The organism is Kitasatospora sp. NPDC023120, assembly GCF_055560835.1.
Genome location: NZ_JBVHHY010000004.1, coordinates 44,206 through 68,591 on the forward strand (window position 1 = coordinate 44,206; position 24,386 = coordinate 68,591).

A 24,386-nucleotide genomic window follows, 5' to 3' on the forward strand; every position below is an offset into this window, starting at 1 on the left:
GTCCCCGGTCCGGCCGGGGCGCGCCGGACCGGTGCGGGCGGCTCAGCCCTTGATCGCTCCGGTGAGGACACCGGTGCGCAGGTGCTTCTGCACGAACGGGTACACGATCACCAGTGGTACCAGGGTGAGGACCACGACCGCCATCTGCAGCGACAGCGGGGCGGTTTGCACACTGGTGTTCCCGAAGCCCGAATTGACCGAGCCGGGCAGGCCGTTCGCCCGGTTGACGTAGGTGAGCAACACGTACTGGAGGGGCCACTTCTCACTGTCCGTCGGCATGTAGAGCATCACGTTGAAGAAGGAGTTCCAGTACCCGACGGCGTAGAACAGCGCGGTGACGGCGGTGACGGCGCGTGAGGTGGGCAGCACGACGGACCACAGGATCCGCCAGTCCCCGGCTCCGTCCATCCGGGCCGCGTCGATCAGTTCGGAGGAGGTCTCCTGGTAGAAGGCGCGCAGCACCAGGATGTTGAAGACGGAGACGGCGCTCGGCAGGATCAGCGCCCACCACTGGCCGTAGCCACCGAGGCCGGTGACGACCAGGAAGCTCGGGATCAGTCCGCCACCGACGAACATCGTGGTGATCAGCAGCAGCAGGACGAAGCGCTGCCCGAACGACCGGGGCCGGGAGAGGCCGTAGGCGCACAGGATGGAGACGGCCATGGACACGGCGGTGCCGACCACGGTGATGCCCAGGCTCACGCCCAGCGCGGTGACGATCGTCGGATCGCCGAGCATCTGGCGGTACGTCTCGGTGGTCAGGCCGTCCGGCCAGATCACCAGGCCGCCGGCCCGGTTGATGGCGCCGGGGGTGGAGAAGCTGGTCAGGACGATGATCCAGAGCGGGACCAGGATGACGGCGAGCGTCCCGCCGAGCGTGAGGCCCTTGGCGGCCTGGCCGACGGCGGTGGGCGGCTCGTCCCAGGGCGGGCGGGTGGAGCGGGCCCGGCGGCGGGCGGCTGCTGTGGCGGTGCGGCGCTTCTCGCCCCGCGAACCCATGGTGAGTGCGTTCGTCATCTGCGGTACAGCCCGTCCTCGCCGAAGGCGTGCGCCAGCTTGTTGGCACCCCAGATGAGCAGGAGGGAGACCACGCTCTTGAAGAGCCCGGCCGCCGCGCCGTAGCTGTAGCCGCCGGTGGCGATGCCGTAGTAGAAGGAGAAGGTGTCCAGGACGTCCGCGGCCTCGTGGCCGACGGCGTCGCGCTGGACCAGGAACTGCTCGAACCCGACGGACAGGGCGTTGCCGAGCCGCAGGACCAGCATCAGCACGATCACCCCGCGCAGGCCCGGCAGCGTGATGTGCCACATCCGCCGCAGCCGCCCGGCGCCGTCGGCGGCCGCGGCCTCGTACAGCTCGCTGTTGATCGCGCTCAGCGCAGCGAGGAAGACGATGATCCCCCAGCCCGCCTCCTTCCAGATCGCCTGCGAGGTGACCAGCAGGGCGAAGGTGTGCGGGTTGGTCATGATGTCCCAGGTGCCGATGTCGTGCTGGCGCAGGAACTGGTTGAGCACGCCGGCGCCGCCGAGCATCTGCTGGAAGATCGTGACCGCCAGCACCCACGAGAAGAAGTGCGGCAGGTAGACCACGGACTGGAAGAAGTTGCGGATCCGCTCGCTGATCACCGAGTTGAGCAGCAGGGCGAGGGCGATGGGGACCGGGAAGAAGAGGATCAGCTGGACGAAGCTGAGGTACAGCGTGTTCTGCAGCGAGGCCCAGAACGCCGGGTCGCCGAACAGCTGCTGGAACTGGTCGAAGCCCACCCATTCGCTGTGCCAGACCCCGACCAGCGGGTCGTACTCCTGGAAGGCGGTGACGATGCCGAACAGCGGGACGTAGTTGAACACCAGGAGCAGGACGACCGCGGGCACCGTCATCAGCAGGAGGGACTTGTCGCGCCGCAGCCTGGTCCGCCAGTTCAGCCGGGCGGGGCCGGCCGGGCGCTTCGGGGCCGCGGTGCTCACTGGCCGGTGCCGTACTTGTCGAGGACGTTGTCGGTCATCCACTGCTTGAGCCGCTCCCCGGGGCCGGAGCGCCAGCTGGCGATGGCGTCCTGCAACTCGGAGACCTTCTTCTTGCCGTGGTAGCAGTCCTTGAGGGTGTCGTTGACGTTCTGCGCGGCCGATGCCGAGGCGATGGCCTGCGGCATGCTGAGGTTCATGCCCCAGAAGGGCGGCTTGGTGAGGTACTTGACGTTGGCGGCCGACCAGCTCGCGAAGTCCCTGGTGATCTGCTCGCCGCCCGGGTTGCTGAGCACGGAGCCGGAAGCGGCCAGGAACTGGTAGGTCGTCACCTGGACGTCCTTCTTCCCCTCCTCCGTGAAGGTCGGCATGCCGTTCACCCGGGTGTGGTGGACGCCCTCGACACCGAAGTTGACCATGGTGTACTCCGCGGTGCCGTAGGGGGCGGCGAGGTAGTTCGCGACGGCGAGCAGTTCCTGGATCTGCTCCGGCTTCAGACTGGCGTTGAGGTAGCTGATCATGCTGGCGGCGGCACCCATGTAGATCACCGGCGTGCCCTTGCCGTCGGCGGTGATGGCGTTGAAGGCGCCGCGCCGGTAGTTCGGGTCGGCGGCGGTGCCGGACTGGTGGTCGGCCAGGTTCCACGCGCCCAGTCCGCCGCCCCCGATGAGCGTCTTGCCGCTGTAGAAGCGGGTGGAGCTGTTGGCGACGTCACCGGCGAGCGCGTCCGGGTGCATGGAGCCCGAGGTGGCCAGGCGGTAGTGCCAGTCGATGGCCTCCAGGAACTCCTGGGTGTCGAACGGGTGGACCAGCTTGCCGTTGTCGACCCTCCAGTTCATGGGGACGTTCCAGGAGAACTGGAGGTAGGTCCACACGTCGTCGAAGGCCCACACGCCCCGTTTGGCGTCGGTGAGTTCCTTGCCGAGGTTCATCAGGTCGTCGGCGGACTTCACCTGGTCGGCGGTGATGCCCCGGGCCTCCAGGATGTCCCGGCGGTAGAAGGTGGCGCCGGGGATGCCGAAGCTGGTGGAGAAGCAGGGGATCCCGTAGAGCTTGTCGCCCCAGACGCCGTGCTGCCAGGCGCCGGTGGGCAGGGCGGCCAGGTTGGGGTACTTCTTGATGTTGTCGCCGGACAGGTAGGGGGTCAGGTCCGCGAGCTGGGTGCCGGCCAGCCCACCGGTGTTGAAGTTGCTGTTCATCCAGGCCGGCAGGTTGATCCAGTCCGGGAGCTTCTTGGCGGCGGTCATCGTCGGGATGATCGTGTTGTAGTTGATCCCGTCCGTCGGCTTGACGGTCAGGTCGACTCCGAGTGCCTTGTTCATCGCCTGGTAGAAGGAGTTGCCGACCGGTGGGGCCGTGCCCCACAGCGGGGTGATCGCCGTGTAGCTGCCGCCCTTGCCCGGGACGCCGGAGACGCTGGTGGGCGGGGAGGCCGGGTAGGAGAGGTAGGCCGGGTCGGTCGCGGCGTCGCCCGTGCCCTGCACGGGGGCTATGTCCGGCTTGACCGCGTTGGCGTTGGGCACGTAGGTCGGCAGGGCGGCCTTGAGGCCCTCCCTGGTGTTCGCCCCGGCCTTCCTGTCCGAGCCGCCGCCGCAGGCGGACAGCAGGGGTGCCATCGCGGCGGCTCCCGCGACCGTGGCGGCGGTGGTGAGGAAGCTCCTGCGGTTCAACCCGGATCTCATGATGGCGTGGCCCTCTCCGTCGAAGCGTTGAAGCATCAAAGCGCCGAAGCATCGAAGCGTCGAAGCGCTTGGATGTTTCGGCGAGACTAACGACGCGTTACCAGTTGAGCAAGAGGCTGAACAAATCCAAAATCGTTTGTGTTCTGGGGAGTTGACAGTCCTACCGGAGCGTGCCAGCGTCGAAACGCTTCGATCATCCGGTCGCCGAGCCGAGCCCGCCCGAAGGGTGTCCCACGTGAGTTCCGTGCCCGTGTCCGCTGCCGGCCTGCCCGGCTTCCGCAATCCCACGCTCGCCCTGCGGGAGCGTGTCGACGACCTGCTCCGGCGGCTCACGCCCGACGAGCGGCTCGCGATGCTGCACCAGTACGCGCCGGCGGTGCCGCGATGGGGAGTCGCACCCTTCCGTACCGGCAGCGAGGGCCTGCACGGCGTCTCGTGGCTCGGCGTGGCGACGGTGTTCCCGCAGGCCGTCGGCCTGGGCGCCAGCTGGGACGAGGAGCTGGTGCGCCGGGTCGCCGAGGCGGTCTCCACCGAGCTGCGGGCCTTCCACTACCACCGCCCGCCGGCCGTCGGCAGCCCCGAGCGCGGGCCCAACTCCCTGCAGGCCTGGGCTCCGGTGCTCAACCTGCTGCGCGACCCGCGCTGGGGGCGCAACGAGGAGGGCTACTCCGAGGACCCGGTGCACACCGCGCGCATCGGAGAGGCGTTCTGCCGCGGTCTGACCGGCGATCACCCGGACTACCTGCGGGCCGCCCCGGTGCTCAAGCACTTCCTCGCCTACAACAACGAGGACGACCGCTGCACCACCTCCTCCGCCCTGCGTCCGCGCGTGCTCCAGGAGTACGACCTCGCCGCCTTCCGGCCCGTCATCGCCTCGGGCGCCGCGACCGGCGCGATGGCCGCCTACAACCTGGTCAACGGCCGCCCCTGCCACGTGAGTCCGCTGATCGAGGCGGAGCTGCGCCGCTGGGCCCGGCCGACCGGGCACGAGCTGTTCGTGGTCAGCGACGCCGAGGCCCCCTCCAACCTGGTCGACCCGGAGCACTACTTCGACGACCACGCCGAGTCCCACGCGGCCGCGCTCAAGGCCGGCATCGACAGCTTCACCGACCACGGCGAGGACACGGAGACCGTGGTCGGCCGGCTGCGCGAGGCGCTGGAACGCGGCCTGATCGAGGAAGCCGACGTGGACCGCGCCGTCCGCCGCCAGCTCGAAGTGCGCTTCCGTCTCGGCGAGTTCGACCCCGAGCTGGACCCGTACGCCGCCATCGGCCCGGAGGTGATCGACTGCGCCGAGCACCGCGCACTGGCCCGGCAGGCCGCGACCGAGTCGGCCGTCCTGCTCAAGAACGACGGCCTGCTGCCGCTCGACCCCGCCCGCACGCCGCGGATCGCCGTGATCGGCCCGCTCGCCGACGTGCTCCTCGAGGACTGGTACAGCGGCACCATGCCGTACCGGGTCGGCCTGGCCACCGGCCTCGCCGCGGCCCTCGCCCCGCACGGCGGCGAGATCGTCCGGGTGGAGGGCTGCGACCGGATCGCCCTGCGCTCGCGCACCACCGGTGACCTGCTCGGCAAGACCTCCTTCGACGTGACCGACTGGGGCGGCGGCGCCTCCACGCTGCGCGCCGTCGACACCGGCCGCTATCTGACCCTCCAGGACGACGAGGGCCTGGCCGCCGACCAGGACGTCATCAAGGCCTGGTTCGTCAAGGAGACCTTCCGGTTCGAACCGGCCGGCGAGGACACCGTGCTGCTGCGCAACGTGTTCACCGGCCGCTACGCCGCCGTGGATCCGACCGACGGCCGGGTGACGGTCACCGCCGAGACGCCGGACACCGCCGAGCGCTGGCAGCGCGAGCTGCTGCGCGACGGCCGCGCCGAGGCGCGCGAGGCCGCCGCGACGGCGGACGCCGCCGTCGTCGTCCTCGGCAACCACCCGATGATCAACGGCCGCGAGACCGAGGACCGCGCCGACATCCGCCTGCCCGAGGGCCAGGAGGACCTGCTGCGCGCCGTCGCCGAAGCCCGTCCGCAGACGGCACTGGTCGTGATGAGCAGCTACCCCTACGCCGTCGACTGGGCCGACGAGCACCTGCCCGCCGTGGTGTGGACCTCCCACGGCGGGCAGGAAACAGGACACGCGCTGGCCGCCGTGCTGCTCGGCGAGGCCGAGCCCACCGGCCGGCTGCCGCAGACCTGGTACCGGGGCGACGACCCGCTGCCCGCCCCGCTCGACTACGACATCATCAAGGCAGGCTGGACCTACCAGTACCACCAGGGCGCCGCCCTCTACCCCTTCGGCCACGGGCTGTCCTACACCGACATCGCCTACCGCGACCCGCGCCTGTCGCAGCCGTCGATCGGCCCGGACGGCGCGGTCGACCTCACCGTCACCGTGGAGAACCGCGGCCGGCGATCCGGTGGCGACGTCGTCCAGGTCTACGTCCGGGCCCTGGACGCCCGCTACGCGGCGCCCCGGCTGCGCCTGGCCGACTTCCGCAAGGTCCGCCTGGAGCCGGGGGAGACCCGCGCACTGACGTTCCGGCTGCCGGCCGAGCGGTTCGCCCATTGGGACGTCGCCACGGGCGCCTTCGCCGTCGACCCCGGCGACTACGAGGTCGTCGTGGCGCGGTCGGCCGAGAACGAGGTCCTCGTCACGCCGCTCACCGTGACCGGGGCGGCGCCCGCTGCCCGCGCCGTCGTCGGACGGACCGTCCGGGCCGTCGACTTCGACGACCACACGGACATCACCATCGTCGACGCCACCCGCGCCGACGGCGACGCCGTCACTCCCACCGACCCCCGGCAGCCCGCCGCGCTCCTGTTCCGCGCCTCCGATGTGACGGGGGCCGTGCGGGTCGAGGTCGAGACCGCCCGCGCGGACGACGCGAACGGCGCTGCCCGGCTGGAGGTCCGGGCCGACGGGCGGCTGCTGGCCGACATCGACGTGCCCGTGACCGGCGACCGCTACGCCTGGACGAGCACCACCGCCGAACTCGCCGCCCCACTCGACGGCGTGCAGGACGTGAGCCTGACCCTGCACGGCGACTTCCGGCTCTCCGTCTTCCGCTTCGCCGCAGCCGGCTGACGCCTGCGCCCCACAGGCCGGCGGTCCGTCCGGAGGGGAGACGGGCCGCCACCTGTTCCAGCCCGGCTCACCGCCCGGGCGATCCCGCCCGCCACACGGGCCTCGACCCGCAGTCACCGCCGCCCGGAGGCGGCCCGGATGTCCCTGCTCACACCCCACCACGTGACCTCGAACTCGCAGCACCCGGAGGAATCCCCCATGCCCGTCACCGACTTCGGCGCCGACGAACTCGCCGGCTACCGGCCTGAGTCGATCGCCCCGCAGGACTTCGACGAGTTCTGGCAGCGCACCCTCGCCGAGGCCCGCTCGCACGGCGGTGCGGTCAAGGCCGAACGCGTCACCGCGCAGTCCGGACTGCGCACCGTCGAGGTCGACGACGTGCGCTTCCCCGGCTGGAACGGCGAGCCGGTGGCCGCCTGGTTGCTGCGCCCGCGCGGCGTGGACGGGCCGCTGCCCGTGGTCGTCGGTTACCAGGGGTACAGCGGTGGTCGCGGGCTGCCCACCGAGCACCTGTTCTGGTCCGCCGCCGGCTACGCCCAGCTCGTCGTCGACAGCCGGGGCCAGGGCCACGACACCCCGGACCGGGGCACGGGCGACGGAACCCAGTGGGTCGGGGGCTTCATGACCAAGGGCATCGACTCCCCCGAGAACCACTACTACCGGCGGCTGATGACCGACTGCGTGCGCGCCGTCGACGCCGTCGCGCAGCTGCCCGGTCTCGACACCGACCGGATCGTCGTGGCCGGCGGCAGCCAGGGCGGCGGCCTGTCCCTCGCCGTCGCCGGGCTCAGCGGGGACCGGGTGGCCGCCGTGATGCCGGACGTCCCCTTCCTGTGCCACTACCGCGAGGGCGCGCAGACCTCTCTGGACGGCCCGTACCAGGAGCTCGTCAGCTACCTGCGCTGGCACAGCCGGGAGCGCGTGCAGCCGACCTTCGCCACCCTCGCGTACTTCGACGGTGTCCACTTCGCCCAGCGGGCCACCGCTCCGGCCCTGTTCAGCGTCGGCCTGATGGACCCGGTCTGCCCGCCCCGGACGGTCTATGCCGCCTTCAACCACTACGCGGGCGAGGACCGCACCATGACGGTGTGGCCGTTCGCCGACCACGCCGGCGGCTGCGGCTCCAACCCGCCCGTCCAGCTGGCCTGGCTGCGCGAGCGCGGGCTGGCGCCGGAGCTGTGAGCACCGTGCCCTCCGGCGCCGGGACACCCGTGACCTCCCCGGCCTTCCCGGACCTGCCCGCCGGATTCCGCTTCGGCGCCGCCACGGCCGCCTACCAGATCGAGGGCGCCCACGACGAGGACGGCCGCGGCCCCTCCATCTGGGACACCTTCAGTCACACCCCGGGCCGCACCCTCGACGGCGCCACCGGCGACACCGCCTGCGACCACTACCACCGCTACCCCGAGGACGTCGCCCTGCTGCGCGGGCTCGGCGTCGACGACTACCGCTTCTCCATCTCCTGGTCGCGCCTGCTGCCCGGCGGCACCGGACCGGTCAACCCCAAGGGCCTGGACTTCTACGACCGGCTGATCGACGAACTGCTGGCCGCCGGGATCGCGCCCGCCGCCACCCTGTACCACTGGGACCTGCCCCAGGCCCTGGAAGACCGGGGCGGCTGGCGCGCGCGGGAGACCGCCGAGGCTTTCGCGGAGTACGCGAACGTCGCCGCCGACCGCTACGGGGACCGGATCGAGCGCTGGATCACCCTCAACGAGCCGTTCTGCACCGCCTTCGTCGGCTACGCCGAAGGCCGGCACGCCCCCGGCGCGCAGGAGGGCCGCGGGGCGCTGGCGGCCGCCCACCACCTGCTGGTCGGCCACGGACTGGCCGTCCGGGAGCTGCGCCACGGCGGAGCCCGCGAGATCGGCATCACGCTCAACCTCGACCGCCTCCACCCCGCCTCCGGCCGGTCCGAGGACCTCGCCGCACTCCGCCGCGCCGAGGTCCTGCACAACGAGGTCTGGACCGAGCCGCTGTTCACCGGCCGCTACCCCGAGCACGAGGACGAGACCTGGCCGGGGCTCGCGGACGGCCCGTGGCGACGGCCCGGCGACCTCGAACTGATCGGCGAGCCGCTGGACTTCGTCGGCATCAACTTCTACCGGCCGGTCACCATCGCGGCCGCCCCGCACCGCGAGGCCGACCCGGAACGGCGCACCGCCACGGACATCGGCGTCAGCGAACCGAACCCGTACGGCACCCGGCTCACCACCATGGGCTGGCCGGTCGTCCCGTCCGCGTTCACCGAGCTGCTCACCGGGCTGCACGCCCGCTACCCGCAGCTCCCGCCGATCTGGATCACCGAGAACGGCTCCGCCGAGGCCGACAGCGTCGCCCCCGACGGCCGGGTGCACGACGCGGAACGGATCGACTACCTGGCCGGCCACCTCGCCGCCGTCGCCGACGCCGTCGCGGCCGGGGTCGACGTGCGCGGCTACTACCTCTGGTCCCTGCTGGACAACTTCGAGTGGGCCCGCGGCTACGCGCAGCGCTTCGGCCTGGTCCACGTCGACTACGCAACCCTGACCCGCACGCCCAAGGACAGCTACCACTGGTACCGGGGCCTGATCACCGCGCACCGCGCGCGGACGGAGGAACGCGCACGATGAAGTTCACCGACGGCTACTGGCTGATGCGCCCGGGCGTCACCGCGCGCTACGCCACCGAGGTCGCCGACGTCCGCACCGGCGAGGACCGGATGACCCTCTACGCGCCCGTGAAGCACGTGCGCGGCCGTGGTGACACGCTCAACAGCCCGCTGCTGACCGTGGAGTGCTGGTCCCCCGCCGAGGGTGTGATCGGCGTGCGCACCACCCACCACGCGGGGTCGGTGCGCGGCGGGCCCGAGTTCGCGCTGCCCGGGGCCGAGGCGGGCGCCGGGAAGGTGCGCCGGGACGGCGACGTCGTGGAGCTCTGCGCCGGCGAACTGACGCTGCGGGTGGACACCTCCACGCCGTGGCAGCTGGAGTTCACCGCCGGAGGGCGGGTCCTGACCTCGGTGGGGGAGCGCGGCACCGGCTTCGTCACCGACGCCGACGGCCGCCACCACCTGCTCGGACAACTCGCCCTGGGCGTCGGCGAACTGGTCTACGGCCTGGGGGAGCGGTTCACCCCGTTCGTCCGCAACGGCCAGGTGGTGGACATCTGGCAGGCGGACGGCGGCACCAGCAGCGAACAGGCCTACAAGAACGTCCCGTTCCACCTGACCAACCGGGGCTACGGCGTCTTCGTCAACCACCCCGGCAAGGTCAGCTACGAGGTCGGCTCCGAGTCCGTCGGCCAGGTGCAGTTCAGCGTCGAGGACCAGTCGCTGGAGTACTTCGTCGTCCATGGCCCGAGCCCCAAGGCGATCCTGGAGCGCTACACCGCGCTCACCGGCCGCCCGGCCCTGCCGCCGGCCTGGGCGCTCGGCCTGTGGCTGACCACCTCCTTCACCACCGAGTACGACGAGGCCACCGTCAACCGCTTCGTCGGCGGCATGGCCCAGCGAGGCATCCCGCTGAGCGTGTTCCACTTCGACTGCTTCTGGATGCGCGGGTACCAGTGGAGCGACTTCCGCTGGGACCCGGACACCTTCCCGGACCCGGCCGGCATGCTCGCCAGGCTCAAGGAGCAGGGGCTGCGCATCTGCCTGTGGATCAACCCGTACATCGCGCAGAAGTCGGAGCTGTTCGCCGAGGGCATGCGGGAGGGCTACCTGGTGCGGCGCCCGGACGGCAGCGTCTGGCAGTGGGACCTGTGGCAGCCGGGCATGGCCCTGGTGGACTTCACCAACCCCGCCGCCACCGCCTGGTACACCGACAAGCTACGCGCCCTGCTGGACGTCGGTGTCGACTGCTTCAAGACCGACTTCGGCGAGCGCATCCCCACCGACGTGGTGTGGCACGATGGCTCCGACCCCGAGCGGATGCACAACTACTACACCCAGCTCTACAACCGGTCGGTGTTCGAGCTGCTCCGTGAGGAGCGCGGGGAGGGGGAGGCGATGCTGTTCGCCCGGTCCGCCACCGCGGGCGGGCAGCAGTACCCGGTGCACTGGGGCGGCGACTGCGAGTCGCACTTCAACGCCATGGCGGAGTCGCTGCGCGGGGGCCTGTCCCTCGGCCTGTCCGGCTTCGGCTTCTGGAGCCACGACATCGGCGGCTTCGAGGGCACCCCGACCCCCGCCGTCTTCAAGCGCTGGACCCAGTTCGGCCTGCTCTCCTCGCACAGCCGGCTGCACGGCAGCAAGTCGTACCGGGTGCCGTGGGAGTTCGGTGACGAGGCGGTCGAGGTCACCCGCGAGTTCACCCTGCTCAAGCACCGGCTCGCGCCGTACCTCCAGCGCGCGGCGCAGCAGGCCCACGCCACCGGCGTCCCGGTGATGCGGGCGATGGTGCTGGAGTTCCCGGACGACCCGGCCGCCGCCACGCTCGACCGGCAGTACCTGCTCGGCGACGACCTGCTCGTCGCGCCCGTCTTCACCGAGGACGGCGCGGTCGAGTACTACGTGCCCGAGGGGACGTGGACCAACATCCTCACGGGCGGTCAGGTCACCGGCCCGCGCTGGGTGCGCGAGCAGCACGGCTTCCACACCCTGCCGGTGCTCGCCCGCCCGGACTCCGTCATCCCGTTCGGGGCGGACGACCAGCGTCCGGTGTCCGTCTGGGCACAGGGCGTCGAACTGCGGGTGCACGCCTTCGCGGACGGCGCCGAGCGCACCGTCGTGATCCCGCGCAGCGACGGCCCCGGCGAGAGCGCCCGCTTCCACGTGCGCCGCACCGGCGACCGCCTGCGGGTGACCACCGACAGCCCGCACCCGTGGCAGCTGCGGACCGGCGGCCCGGACGGCGCCCTGCACGTCAGCCCCGCGGGCACCGCGGAGGCCGAACTGCCCTACCCGGCCTGAGGCCGGTCCCGACGCGAGGTCCCGCGCCACCGCACCGTGGGGCGGGACCTCGTCCCCTTGCCACCCGACCCACGCCCGGAAGCGCCGATGCAGAGCCGCACCAAGCGCCACCTCGCGCCCGCCGCGCTCGATGCCCTGCTGCGCGGCTCCGCCGGCGTGGGGTGCCGCCTCGAACACGAGCTGACCGAGGGCTGGTTCAACAGCGCCTACCGCGTCCGGCTGGACGACGGCCGGCCGGCCGTCGTCAAACTCGCCCCGCCGCCCGACGCACCGGTGCTCCGCTACGAGCGGGGCATCCTCGGGACGGAGGCGATGGTCTATCGGCGGCTCGCGACCCTGCCGGACGGCGCCGTCCCGGCGCCCGAACTGCTTCACGCGGACGAGGAGTTCATCGTCCTGTCGGTGCTGGAGGGAACACCCTGGGACAAGGCGGGCGACCGCCTGGCGCCGGCTGCCGGGCCGACACTGCGCCGCGAGCTCGGCGCGATCACCGCCCGCCTGCACACCCTGGCCCCGGCGGACGGCCGATTCGGCTACCCCGTGGCGGAGTCCGCACTGTCCGCCCACGACTGGCGGACGGCGTTCACCGCGATGGTGGAGGCGCTGCTCGAGGACGCCGACCGCTGGTGCTCACCGCTGGACGTGTCACCCCGCGACCTCCGCACCCTGGTGTCCGAGGGCGGCCTCGCCCTGGAGGCGGTCACCGAGCCCCGCCTCGTCCACTTCGACCTCTGGCCGGGCAACATCTTCGTGGACCCGGTGGGCCGCAGGATCACCGGCCTCATCGACCACGAGCGGGCGTTCTGGGGCGACCCGGCCGCAGAGCTTGTCTCGCTGGCCTTCGGCGGCGACGCCGGCCCGGAGAGCGACCTCGCCGTCGGCTACACCGAGGCCGGTGGCAGCCTCGACTTCACAGCCGGCCTTCGACACCGATTGGCGCTCTACCGGCTGTACTTGGGCTTGCTGCTCGTCGTGGAGTGCGCCCCGTGCGGCTTCGGCGAGGACCACCTCGCGTTCTGCCGCCGGATGCTCGCCGACGCCGTCACCCGCCTCCGGGCCCTGGGGTGACGGGCGCAACGCTGACCCCACGGCCGGACCGTCCGTCAATGCGCGATGTCTTGACGGTGTCCTGAAGGCTGGCCATAGTGATCCCCGTTGCGGCACGGGAGGTGTCCGTGCCGTCATCACGCGCGACCCTTCCCGGCCGGAATTGTTAGCGCTAACAAAATGAGCGCCTTCCTTCTTCCACCCGCGAAGGAGTTCGTCCATGACCACACGATCATGGCTGCCCCGCGCCCGGCGGGCGCTGTTGGCGGCGGGCACGACCGCCCTGCTCGTCGCCGGCCTGCTCACCGGTGCGGCCACCGCCTCCGGGGCCGCCGCCCAGGGCCCGTGCGATGTCTACGCCGCGGGCGGAACGCCGTGCGTCGCGGCGCACAGCACCACCCGCGCGCTGTTCGCCTCCTACAACGGCCCGCTGTACCAGGTGCGGCGGGCCTCGGACAGCGCGTTGCAGGACGTCGGTGTGCTGTCCGCCGGAGGCGTTGCGGACGCCGCGGCGCAGGACGCCTTCTGCGCGGGTACCACCTGCACCGTCACCCGCGTCTACGACCAGACCGGCGACGGCAACACCCTGGTCTACCAGGGGCCGGGCGGGACCGGCGGCGCCGACACGGCGGCCACCGCGAACACGGAGGCGCTGAGCGTCGGGGGCCGCAAGGCGTACGCGCTCTACATCAACCCCGGCAACAGCTACTTCGCCTACAACTCCACGGGGGGCGTGCCGACGGGCAGCTCACCCGAGGGCGAGTACATGGTCACCAGCGGCACCCACGTCAACAACGGCTGCTGCTTCGACTACGGCAACACGGAGACCGACCACAGGGCCGACGGCAACGGCGCCATGGACGCGATCAACTTCGGCACGGAGTGCTGGTTCGGCGGCTGCACCGGAACCGGACCGTGGGTGCAGGCGGACCTGGAGAACGGCCTGTTCTCCGGCGGCAGCAAGACGTGGAACCCCGGCCAGGTCCCGCAGACCAGCCGCTTCGTCACCGCGATGCTCAAGAACGACGGCACCACCCGGATGGCGCTCAAGGGCGCCAACGCCCAGTCCGGGAGCCTGACCCAGCTCTACAGCGGCTCACTGCCCGGCGGATGGAGCCCGATGCACAAGCAGGGCGCCGTCATCCTCGGCAGCGGCGGCGACTGCTGCCAGACCAACCGCAACGCAAGCGCGGGCACCTTCTACGAGGGCGCCATGGTCAAGGGCTACCCCTCGGACGCCACCGACGCCGCGGTCCAGGCCAACATCGCCGCGGCCGGCTACAGCACCACCACCCCGTTCACCCCCGGCACGAAGGTGTCGCTGCAGGCCACCGCCTCCTGCTGCACCGGCGACTACCTGCGGCACGACACGAGCGACGACAGGGTGGTGATCGCGCCGGTGACCTCGGGCAGTTCCGCCACCGACAAGGGCAACGCGACCTGGATCGTCCGGGCCGGCCTGGCGAACAGCGGCTGCGTCTCCTTCGAGTCGGCCGACACACCCGGCAGCTACCTCAGGCACTACGCGTTCCAGCTCCACCTCCAGCCCGATGCCGGCACCAGCCAGTTCGCCGCCGACGCCACCTTCTGCGTGGAGCCCGGAAACGGCGGCACCGGCTACTCTCTCCAGTCCTTCAACTACCCGGCCAAGTACGTCCGCCACTACCGCCTCGCCGGCTACCTCGCGAGCGACGGCGGTGCCAACGCCTGGGACAACCCGTCGTCATGGGCCCAGGACACCAGCTGGCTCGCGGCCGCTCCCTGGAGCTGACCAGCAGCAGCCCGAGCCGGGTCCGGCGGCGACAACGGACGGAGCCGAACCGGACCACACCTCACACCCCACCCTGTGAATGGAGTCTTTCATGATCAAACCGTCGATCCGCAGGTTCAGGCGGGCCTTCCTCGCGTTCGGTGCGACCGCCGCACTCTCCGTCAGCCTGCTCACCGGCGCGGCCGGGACCTCGCAGGCGGCCACCCAGGGGCCGTGCGACATCTACGCCGCCGGCAACACGCCCTGCGTGGCGGCGCACAGCACCACCCGGGCCCTGTACGGCGCGTACAACGGCCCGCTGTACCAGGTCAGGCGCGCCTCCGACAACGCGACCAGGGATATCGGCCTGCTGAGCACCGGCGGATACGCCGACGCCGCCGCGCAGGACTCCTTCTGCGCCGGCACCAGCTGCGTCATCACCGTCCTCTACGACCAGTCCGGCAAGGGCAACCACCTCACCCAGGCTCCTGCCGGCGGGGCGGCCGGCGGTCCGGACAACCTCGCCAACGCCTTCGAGGCGCCGGTCACCGTCGGCGGGCACAAGGCGTACGGCGTCTACGTCGCCCCCGGCACCGGCTACCGGAACAACCACACCAACGGCATCGCCACCGGCGACCAGCCCGAGGGCATGTACGCGATCTTCGACGGCACGCACTTCAACGGCGGTTGCTGCTTCGACTACGGCAACGCCGAGACCAACAGCCTGGACACCGGCAACGGCCACATGGAGGCCCTCTACTTCGGCGACAACAAGAGCTGGGGCTCGGGCAGCGGCAACGGACCCTGGGTCATGGCCGACCTGGAGAACGGCCTGTTCTCCGGGGTCAACCGCGGATCCAACGCCAACGACCCCAGCGTCCACAACCGCTTCCTGACCGCCATGCTCAAGGGCGGACCGAACCAGTGGGCCCTCCGCGGGGGCGACGCCCAGTCGGGCGGCCTGTCCACCTTCTACAACGGCGTGCGCCCCAACGCCACCGGCTACAACCCGATGCACAAGGAAGGCGCGATCATCCTCGGCATCGGCGGTGACAACAGCAAGTGGGCCCAAGGCACCTTCTACGAAGGCGTCATGACCCAGGGCTACCCGTCGGACGCCACCGAGAACGCGGTCCAGGCCAACATCACCGCCGCCGGCTACACCAGTGGCTCGACCGGCACCGGCACGCTGACCCCCGGCTCCCGGATCTCCCTGCGGGCCACCACCGCGCCCTGCTGCACCTCGCACTACCTCCGCCACGACGACGCCGACACCAAGGTCGTCATCTCCGACACGAACTCCTCCAGCTCGGCCACCGACAAGGCCGACGCCACCTGGATCGTCCGCGCCGGCCTGGCCGACAGCTCCTGCCTGTCCTTCGAGTCCGCCAACAACCCCGGGCAGTTCCTGCACCACTACAACTACGAGCTCTACCTGGACTTCGACAGCGGGGCCGGCTCCTTCGCCCAGGACGCCACCTTCTGCCCCACCGGGGGCAACAGCGGGACCGGCACCTCCTTCCAGTCCGTCAACTTCCCGACGAAGTACCTCCGGCACTACAACTACACGGCCTACATAGCGAGCAACGGCGGCTCCAACAGCTGGGACAGCAGTGCCAGCTGGGCCGCCGACACCAGCTGGCTGGTCGCCCAGCCCTGGGGCTGAGCCACCGCGGCAGCACCACCGCGCACCGGCCCGCCACCGCCTCGCCGGCGGTGGCGGGCCCGGCTCGCGCGACGGAGGAGCCCGGAAGCGACGGTGACACCACCCGACCGACCCCAGGAGCAGAGGAACCGACCTTGTCCTACAGCATCCGCGCGGGCGCCCTGGAACGGCACACCGCCGCAGAGATCCTCCGCGTCGAGCCCTGGGGACCGGACGCCGTCCGGGTGCGGGCCTCGTCCGCGACCATCGACCCCACCGCCCCCGGTGCGCTGGAGAACCCGCGGCCCGCCCCGCACGCCGACGTGTCCGTGTCGGACGACGGCAGTGCCCGCCTGGTCAACGGCAGCATCGCCGTCGAGGCCTCGGCGGACGGCCGGCTGCGATTCCGCCACGCCGTCTCGGGCCGCGAACTCCTCGCCGAGCGCAGCCCGCACGCGCTCCACGCCGGCCCGCGCGTCCACGCGGCCGGCGGCCGGACGGAGCAGTCCTTCGAGGCCTACGACGGTGAACGGCTGCACGGCCTGGGGCAGCACCTGCACGGACGCCTGGACCAGAAGGGCTGTGTGATCGACCTCGTCCAGCGCAACACCGTGGCGGCCGTCCCCTTCCTGCACTCCTCGCGCGGCTACGGACTGCTCTGGAACAACCCCGCCACGGGCCGCGTCGAACTGGGCGCCGACACCACCCGGTGGACCGCCGACGGCGGCGGGCGCATCGACTACTGGATCACCGCCGGTGACACCCCGGCCCGGATCCTGGACTCCTACACCCGGGCCACCGGCCGTCCGCCCCTGCTGCCCGCATGGGCCTCGGGCTTCTGGCAGTCGAAGCTGCGCTACCGCACCCAGGACGAACTCCTCGCCGTGGCCCGGGAGTACAAGGACCGCGGACTTCCGCTGTCCGTCATCGTCTGCGACTTCTTCCACTGGCCGAGGATGGGCGACTGGCGCTTCGAAGAGAGCGAATGGCCCGACCCCGCCGCCATGGTCAAGGAGCTGTCGGACCTCGGCGTGAAGCTCGCCGTCTCGGTGTGGCCCACCGTCGAGCCCGACAGCGACGCGTACGACGCGCTGCGCTCGGCCGGGCACCTCGTCCGGGACACCGGCGGCGGTCTGCTCACCTTCCCGTGGCCGTCCCGGTACGGCGGCCAGGCCCTGATCCGCCCGATGGCGTACTACGACGCCACCCACCCCGGAGCACGCACCGCGCTGTGGCAGCGGCTGAACGACAACTACCGTTCGCTGGGCGTGGCGTGCTTCTGGCTGGACGCCTGCGAACCCGACGTGCCCCCGGGCCTCGCCGAGCGCGCCGTCTACGCGGCAGGGCCGGCCGCCGAGGCCGCGAACCTCTACCCGCTGGAGCACGCCCGCGCGGTGGCCGACGGCCTGCGCGCGGAGGGCGAGGACCGGCCGCTGTCGCTGGTCCGCTCGGCGTGGGCGGGCAGCCAGAAGTACGGCGCCCTGCTGTGGTCCGGCGACATCCCCACGACCTTCGACTCCCTCGGGCGCCAGATCAGGGCCGGGCTGAACGTCGCGATGAGCGGCATCCCCTGGTGGAACACGGACATCGGAGGCTTCTTCGGCGGCGACCCGGACGACCCGGCGTACCGTGAGCTGCTGATCCGGTGGTTCCAGTACGGCACCTTCAGCCCCGTCATGCGGCTGCATGGGGACCGCGAGCCCAACCACCCCGCCTTCGCCACGGACATGACCGGCGGGCCGAACGAGATCTGGTCGTACGGGGAGCAGGCGTACGGCATCCTCCGTGACCACCTGTCGCTGCGCGAGCGCCTGCGCCCGTACCTGCACGGCCTGTCCGAGGCCGCCCACCGCACCGGCGCCCCGCCCATGCGTCCGCTGTTCTTCGACTTCCCCGAGGACGGACACGCCTGGGAGGTGGACGACCAGTTCCTGCTCGGCCCCGACCTGCTGGTGGCCCCCGTGTACGAGGCCGGTGTCCGGGCCCGTCAGGTGTACCTGCCGTCCGGCACCGGCTGGCGCGACCCGGCCACCGGCCGCGTGCTGGAAGGCGGAACGACGCTCGACGCCGAGGCCCCACTGGAGCGCATCCCGGTCTTCGTACGGGAAGGTGCCGACGTCACGGCCCGGCTGACACCTTCCGAGGCCTGACGGAGGAAGCCACGGCCGTGCGAGCTCTCCCTCCACGCAGTCCCCTTACCCTGCTTCGCAGGGGATCCGTTTCCTCCCCCGGCTGAAGCCGGGGATGTCCACGGAGGTATCCGATGACGACACGACCCCTTCCTCCGCAGGACCTCCGCGCCGTTCTGTTCGACTCGGGCGGTGTGCTGATGCAGCCGATCGGCGGCCGGTGGAACCCGCGGGCGGACTTCGAGCAGACCGTTCTCGCCCACGTGCCGTCGATCACGTCGGAACAGTTCGCGGCAGCCCTCGCGGCCGGCGACCGGCTCCTCGCCGCCTCGTCGCCCGAGCCCGCGCCCGACGACTACCACCGGCTGATGCTCCGTCACGTGGGGGTCGAACCGTCCTCGGAGCTCCTCGCCGACCTGCGCCGCGAAGTCCCGGCGGCCACGCTCCTGGAGACGTACCCGGACGTGGTGGGCACCCTGGAAGAGCTCAGCCGCCGGGGCGTGCGGATGGCGGTGGTGTCGGATGCCTGGCCCAACCTGCCGGACCTTCACGCCGGGCTGGGGATCGGACGGTTCTTCGAGGCGTACGCGATCTCCGCGGTGCTCGGCTGCAACAAGCCGGACCCGCGCATGTACCACCACGCCAGCGACGCGCTGGAGCTCGCGCCCGGGCAGTGCCTGTTCGTCGACGACGATCCCGACCTGGTCGCCGCTGCGATCGGGCTCGGGTACGCGGGGCGCGCGGTCTGCCGGGGATCGCTCACCACGGCGGTGCCCTCCATCGCGTCCCTGGCGGAACTGCTGGACCTCTTCTGAGACGGGCGGGACGGTCCACCCCGACTGTAGGGTCCTGCTCCTGCGGTCGGGGCGGGGAGCCCGGCGGTGGGCGGAGGACTACTTCTGCGAGACCGACGCCTTCGCCTGCGCCTCGACCACCAAGGCCTGCCCGGGCTGGTTGGCCAGGCCCGGGGCTGCGAGGCCGACTCGGGCGAGGTACCGGCCGGTGAGGGTGAGTGCGCTCGCCCGTCGTGCCCAGGCGGGCCAGGTGTGCTCGGGGGAGGAGAGTTCGGGGCGTACCCGCAGGACGTAGTCGGTTTCGGGGTCCAGGCCCGGGAGGCGTACGGGCGCGCCGTTCTCGGCGACGGAGGTCTCCAGCTGGACGTACGCGAAGACGGCGTGGGTCCGGTCCCGCGAGACGACGCCGTGGACCCAGGCGGCCGGGTCGGGGTGGTCGGCGCGGACGACGTCTCCGCCGTGGAGCAGCGGGCGAAGCTGCTTGTAGGCACTGACCCACGCGGTCAGCGCGGTCAGGTCGTCCTGCGACCAGGTCGAGATGTCCGCTTCGATGCCGGCGTGCCCGAACAGGGCGGTGGCGCAGCGGAGGGCGAGCGTGGTGTCGCGGCGGCTGATGTGGGCGGGGGCGGAGCCGATGTGGGAGCCGATCAGCTCGTGGGGCAGGAGCAGACCGGTCCAGCGCTGGATGGCCTGGCGCTCGATCGGGTCGATGTTGTCCGATCCCCAGATCCGGTCGGTGCGTTCGAGGATGCCGAGGTCGGCGCGGGCCCCGCCGGAGGAGCAGGACTCGATCTCCAACCCGGGGTGGCGGCCGCGCAGTTCGTCCAGCAGGCGGTAGACGGCGGTGGTCTGCGCGTGCACGCCGGGTCGGCCGTCGTGGACGGCGTCGGCGAGGTCGCGGTTGTGGTCCCACTTGATGTAGTCGATGCCCACCTCCCCGACGAGGGTGCTGATCCGCTCCAGCAGGTAGGCGTGGGCGTCGGGGTGCGCGACGTCCAGGACGTGCTGGCTGCGCTGCTCGTACGGGAGGCGGTCGGGGTCGGCGAGGAACCAGTCGGGGTGGGCCCGGGCCAGGTCGGAGTCGGGGTTGACCATCTCGGGCTCGAACCAGAGGCCGAACTGCATGCCGAGCCCGTGAACGTGGTCGGCGAGCGGGCGGAGTCCGTCGGGCCACACCTTCTCGTCGACGTACCAGTCGCCGAGGCCGGCCCGGTCGTGGCGGCGGTGCCGGAACCAGCCGTCGTCCACGACGAACCGTTCCACGCCGACCGTCGCCGCCGTGTTCGCGAGGACGCGTACCCGTTCGGGGTCGTGGTCGAAGTAGACCGCCTCCCAGATGTTCATGGTGACCGGCCGGGCGGTGGTCGGGTGCTGGGGCCGGGCCCGGAGCATGTCGTGGAACCCCCGGCTGATGCCGTCCAGGCCCGTGCCGGAGGCCGCGAAGTACACCCACGGTGTTCGGTAGGACGCGCCCTCCGCCAGCCGGATCTCGCCCGCGTCCAGCAGTTCGCCGCCGCCGAGGACCGTCGTCCCGTCGGCCAGCCGCTCCGCGTACTGGACGTGGTTGCCGCTCCAGGCGGGGTGCACGCCCCAGACCTCGCCGTGCCGGAAGCCGAAGCCCTCGCTGCCGGCGAGCAGCAGCCCGGCGTCGAAGCCCGTGCGGCCGCGCCGGTTCTCCCTCGACCAGACGCCCTGCCGCAGCGGGGCGCGCTGCGGGGAGCGCTCACGGGCCCAGCGGCCGGCGAAGTCCAGCAGTTCCGCGGCGTGGGCGGGGACCGGCAGCACGCACGCCAGCACGTCCAGGGTGTAGGTGTCCGTCGCCGTGTTGGTCAGGGTGTGGCGCAGCCGCACCACGCTCTGTTCCGTCATCTGCAGCTCGGTGTCCAGCGCGAGCCCCGCGCCGGGGTCCAGGGCCCGCACGCGGATGGTGCCGCCCCGGCCGTCCTGGGCGCGCACGGCGGCCGGTTCGGCGAGCTCGAAGCGCGTCGGGCGGACCCGGCCGTCGCGGTGCCCGGCGAGGGTCGGGCGTCCGAACCAGCCCCAGCCCCGCCCCTGGGAGGGCATCAGGCTCCCGGCCTGGTGGCGCGAGCTTCGGCCCATGGCGTCGAGTACCTGCGCGGCGTCGCCGGCGCGGAAGCCGGGATCGACGCCCCAGTGCAGCACCCGGGGCATCTCGGGTCCGGTGGCGTCGAGCACGAGGGCCGTATCACCGGCCGACAGCACGACGAGATTCGCCTCAGTCAATTCGTCCTCGTTCAGGGGATGGGATGGATGGTCCTGGTCCAATGCCCGACGGGTGCCACGCCGTACCCTCGGCAGCACGGTAGCCGTGGGCACGGGGGCGATGCGGTCGCCGCAGTGGCCGACGGGCCGTGCCCGGCGCGGAAGCGTCCTCGTCCGCCCGGGCCACGGGCTGCTTCCGTCAGGAGTTCGGTCAACGCTCACAAAGGCCCTGGTCCGCCGCGTCGCGGGTCCGGGCTCCCTTCGTCGGCGGGTCGGTTCCGTGCCCCCGCCCGACGGAGTGCACTCCAAGAGATAGCACGTTCGGCCGCGCGCTGAACATCCCATGGCCGGTGCCCCTGACGGCTGGTCACTTACCCTTGCCCGTCTGCGGAGCCGCGTGTAGGTCCATCTGGGCAGGGGCGCCCGGCTCGCGGTACGGTCGGCGTCACGGTTGCCGACAAGGGGGGATCCGCCATGCTGTCCGAAGCGTTGACCGCGCTGGCCATGTCCGGTGGGACGGCGGTGATGACCGCCGCCGGGACCGAGGCATGGGAGGGGTTCCGAGGCCGGGTGGCCGCCTGGTTCGGACGGGGGGACGCCCAGCGCGAGAGCGCCGAGCTGGAGCGGCTGGGCCGCACAGCCACCGAGCTCGCGGAGGCCGAGGGCGAGCAGCTGGAGCGGCTCCGGATCCGGCAGGAGGCCTCCTGGCAGACCCGGTTCGAGGCGTTCCTGGAGGACCTGCCGGACGACGAGCGCGAGCGCGCCGGCGAGGCGCTGCGCGAACTGCTGGACGAGAGCGCGGCGCAGGCTCAGGTGTCGGCCGGTGACGGCGGGATGGCGGTCGGCGGAAACGTGCACATCAGCGCTCGGGAAGGCTCGGTCGCCGCCGGTGTGATCCACGGCGGTGTGCAGGTCGGCCACCCTCAGGGGCCGGATCCGTCCAGGGGCTGAACGGACCGGCTGCGCCAAGCCCACCACAAACCTCGCCACGGCCACTGTTCTCGGGGGTGCAGGCGAGCAATCACAGCTTCGCCGTCGGCCACGTTGACCAGGTGGCCTACTACGCCGGCCGACGTGCCCCGGCGGCCTGGCCGCACCAGGTCGGGGCGGTCCCGAACACCGCGCACTGCTTCCAGCGCCGGGCCGCTCCCGACGTCCCCGACGCCCCGGTGCGCTGCCGGATACTGGTCGGCACCGCGGGGGTCGGCAAGACCCAGCTGGCCGCGAACGAGGCCCGCACCGCCTGGCAAGCCGGGCAGCTCGACCTGCTGGTCTGGGTCACCGCCGGTAGCCGCGCGGCCATTCTGACGGCTTACGCCCGGGCCATCGCCGAGATCACCGGCAGCGACCCGGCCGATCCGGAGGAGGGCGCACGGGAGTTCCTGGCCTGGCTCCGGCCGGGCGGGGGCGGGGAGGAGGTCCGCCGGCTGCTCGTCCTGGACGGTCTGGTCGACCCCGACGACCTGCGTGGACTCTGGCCGCCGGACCATCGCCTGGGACGGACCCTGGTCACCACCTGGCGCCGGGACCTGGCCCGCGAGGGGCTCGGCCGACAGGTGGTCACCGTGCCGTCGTTCAGCTCCGCCGAGGCCTTCGGCTACCTCACGGCGGTGCTCGCCGCGTCCGGCCGAGTCGAGCCGCCTGAGCAACTGGAGGCACTCGCCCGCGAGTTGGGATACCTGCCGCTCGCACTCGCGCAGGCGGCCGCCTACCTGGTCAGCACCGGCCTGAGCTGCGCCGACTACCTCCGCCTGCTCCGCGACGACGGTCGGCGGCTGGCCGACCTGGTACCGGATCCGGGCGGACTGCCGGACGAGCAGAGCCTGCCACTGCCGAACGCCTGGGACCTCGCGCTGGAGCGCGCCGACGCCCTGGCGCCGATCGGGACGGCGCGGGTGCTGCTGGAACTGGCGGCGCCGCTGGCTTCCGACGGCATCCCGGCCGCGGTGCTGACCTCCGCTGTCCGGTACCTCGACCGGGAGCGGACCGCACGGCCGGCCGAGGGCGCGGAGCCGGACGGGAGCGCCGACGAGACGCTCGCGCTGCTGCACCGGTGGAGCCTGCTCGACTACGACCCGACGGACACGAGCCGGTCGGTGCGGGTCCACCCGGTGGTGCAACGAGCCGTCCGCGAGGGCGCGCCGGCCGGCCGGGCCGCGGCGGTGGTCGGCGTAGCCGCCGACCTGCTCTTCGTCGCGTCCCGGAAGTCGGCGGACGAGGCGAACGCGCTGACGTCCTTCCTGGTACCTCCGAAGGACCGGCCGCCACTCCCGCGTTCGCGCGTCCTCGACTTCCCTCCCGACGTGCTGCGCTCGAACGTCGAGGCGCTGACCCGCAACGACCGGACCCTGCTGCTGGGATCCGGCGAGCCCGGGCTCCGGCACGGCTGGAGTACCGGCTACCGGCTGCACGACCTCGTGTTGCGGGTGGGCGACACGCTGGCGGACGACGGCCGGCCACAGGCCGCCCTGGACTACTTCGAAACGCTGCTGCCGGCGACAGCCGACCGGCTCGGAGCCCGGCACGAGTCCGTGACGAAGCTGCGCGGCCGGATCGCGCGGCTCCGGGCGGAATCCGGGGACCTCACCGCCGCGATCACCGAGTACCGCCGGATGGTCGACGACCAGCTCGCCCTGCTGGCCCCGGAGTACGAGCTGTCCCCCTCGCAACGCGTCCGCCTGGTCTTAGGGGTCACCGAGCTGCGGTACCGCCTGGCCCACTGGCTCGAACAGGCCGGCGACCTGCCGGGCGTCGCCGGCGTCTATCGCGACATCCTCGCCGATGACGGCTACATCGCGGCCGTCAACGGACGGATGAGCCCGCCCGACTTCACCCTGCGCCGCACCGTCGCCGAGTGGCAGGGGAGGGCCGGGGACGCGGCCGGGGCAGCGATCTCGTACCGCCGGCTCGTCGACGAGCTGCTCCGCATGCTCGGGCCGACGGACTACGGCACCTTCGACACCCGCTTCCGCTTCGGTCACTGGCTGGGCGAGTCGGGTGACGTTCGAGAGGCCGTGGCCGTCCTGACCGACCTGCTGAACGAGCAACTGCGCGTCCTCAGCCCAGGCCATCCCGACCTCGCGACCACCCACCAGGCACTCACGTACTGGAAGGGACAGTCCCGGGGCAAGTGGAGGCGGTGGGGGAGGTAGGCGTCGGCCCACGGCACAGCGGAA

The 24,386-nt window shown here is 72.1% G+C and carries 15 protein-coding genes; 11 read left to right on the top strand and 4 right to left on the bottom strand.

The window, feature by feature from the left end:
- Window positions 1-42: 42 nt before the first annotated feature.
- Genes ACZ3TI_RS07170 through ACZ3TI_RS07180 form a run of 3 tightly spaced genes read right to left on the bottom strand, consistent with a single transcriptional unit; the run spans window position 43 to window position 3,628 of the window.
- A complete protein-coding gene (locus tag ACZ3TI_RS07170; RefSeq protein ID WP_465724308.1) occupies window positions 43-1,017 on the bottom strand; it encodes a carbohydrate ABC transporter permease in 975 nt (324 codons plus the stop codon).
- Complete coding sequence (locus ACZ3TI_RS07175; protein ID WP_465724310.1) at window positions 1,014-2,003, bottom strand: ABC transporter permease; 990 nt, start codon at window positions 2,001-2,003, stop codon at window positions 1,014-1,016. The genes ACZ3TI_RS07170 and ACZ3TI_RS07175 overlap by 4 nt, the downstream gene beginning before the upstream one ends.
- Window positions 1,958-3,628, bottom strand: a complete 1,671-nt coding sequence (locus tag ACZ3TI_RS07180; RefSeq protein WP_465724312.1) for an ABC transporter substrate-binding protein — start codon at window positions 3,626-3,628, stop codon at window positions 1,958-1,960. Before ACZ3TI_RS07180 ends, ACZ3TI_RS07175 begins: the two co-directional genes overlap by 46 nt.
- A 247-nt stretch (window positions 3,629-3,875) precedes the next feature.
- Here ACZ3TI_RS07180 and ACZ3TI_RS07185 point away from each other — a divergent pair, with 247 nt between their 5' ends.
- From ACZ3TI_RS07185 to ACZ3TI_RS07225, 9 genes are all read left to right on the top strand, one after another.
- Entirely contained in the window at window positions 3,876-6,731 is a 2,856-nt protein-coding gene (locus ACZ3TI_RS07185; protein ID WP_465724314.1) for a glycoside hydrolase family 3 C-terminal domain-containing protein, read from the top strand.
- A 198-nt stretch (window positions 6,732-6,929) separates the two neighbouring features.
- The gene (locus ACZ3TI_RS07190; RefSeq protein ID WP_465724316.1) at window positions 6,930-7,913 is read left to right on the top strand and encodes an acetylxylan esterase; all 984 of its coding nucleotides are present in this window, start codon (window positions 6,930-6,932) and stop codon (window positions 7,911-7,913) included.
- Window positions 7,910-9,343 carry a GH1 family beta-glucosidase gene (locus ACZ3TI_RS07195; protein ID WP_465724318.1) on the top strand — a complete coding sequence of 478 codons (1,434 nt, stop codon included), beginning with the start codon at window positions 7,910-7,912 and terminating at the stop codon, window positions 9,341-9,343. The genes ACZ3TI_RS07190 and ACZ3TI_RS07195 overlap by 4 nt, the downstream gene beginning before the upstream one ends.
- A complete protein-coding gene (yicI, locus tag ACZ3TI_RS07200) occupies window positions 9,340-11,622 on the top strand; it encodes an alpha-xylosidase (RefSeq protein ID WP_465724320.1) in 2,283 nt (760 codons plus the stop codon). The genes ACZ3TI_RS07195 and yicI overlap by 4 nt, the downstream gene beginning before the upstream one ends.
- An 87-nt stretch (window positions 11,623-11,709) precedes the next feature.
- Entirely contained in the window at window positions 11,710-12,690 is a 981-nt protein-coding gene (locus ACZ3TI_RS07205; RefSeq protein ID WP_465724321.1) for a phosphotransferase family protein, read from the top strand.
- A 199-nt stretch (window positions 12,691-12,889) separates the two neighbouring features.
- Window positions 12,890-14,440 carry an alpha-L-arabinofuranosidase B gene (locus ACZ3TI_RS07210; protein ID WP_465724323.1) on the top strand — a complete coding sequence of 517 codons (1,551 nt, stop codon included), beginning with the start codon at window positions 12,890-12,892 and terminating at the stop codon, window positions 14,438-14,440.
- 91 nt (window positions 14,441-14,531) lie between these two features.
- Entirely contained in the window at window positions 14,532-16,085 is a 1,554-nt protein-coding gene (locus ACZ3TI_RS07215; RefSeq protein ID WP_465724325.1) for an alpha-L-arabinofuranosidase B, read from the top strand.
- A gap of 134 nt (window positions 16,086-16,219) precedes the next feature.
- Window positions 16,220-18,214, top strand: a complete 1,995-nt coding sequence (locus ACZ3TI_RS07220; RefSeq protein WP_465724327.1) for a glycoside hydrolase family 31 protein — start codon at window positions 16,220-16,222, stop codon at window positions 18,212-18,214.
- A 113-nt stretch (window positions 18,215-18,327) separates the two neighbouring features.
- Window positions 18,328-19,008 carry an HAD family hydrolase gene (locus tag ACZ3TI_RS07225; RefSeq protein ID WP_465724329.1) on the top strand — a complete coding sequence of 227 codons (681 nt, stop codon included), beginning with the start codon at window positions 18,328-18,330 and terminating at the stop codon, window positions 19,006-19,008.
- Between the two features lie 78 nt (window positions 19,009-19,086).
- Here the strand turns inward: ACZ3TI_RS07225 and ACZ3TI_RS07230 are convergent, their stop codons facing one another.
- A complete protein-coding gene (locus tag ACZ3TI_RS07230) occupies window positions 19,087-21,231 on the bottom strand; it encodes an alpha-galactosidase (protein WP_465724331.1) in 2,145 nt (714 codons plus the stop codon).
- Between the two features lie 453 nt (window positions 21,232-21,684).
- Between ACZ3TI_RS07230 and ACZ3TI_RS07235 the strand changes: the two genes are divergently transcribed.
- Together ACZ3TI_RS07235 and ACZ3TI_RS07240 are read left to right on the top strand one after the other, a co-directional pair.
- Window positions 21,685-22,161 carry a hypothetical protein gene (locus ACZ3TI_RS07235; protein ID WP_465724333.1) on the top strand — a complete coding sequence of 159 codons (477 nt, stop codon included), beginning with the start codon at window positions 21,685-21,687 and terminating at the stop codon, window positions 22,159-22,161.
- 56 nt (window positions 22,162-22,217) lie between these two features.
- Window positions 22,218-24,362, top strand: coding sequence for a tetratricopeptide repeat protein (locus ACZ3TI_RS07240; protein WP_465724335.1), 2,145 nt, complete (start codon window positions 22,218-22,220; stop codon window positions 24,360-24,362).
- Window positions 24,363-24,386: the final 24 nt, after the last annotated feature.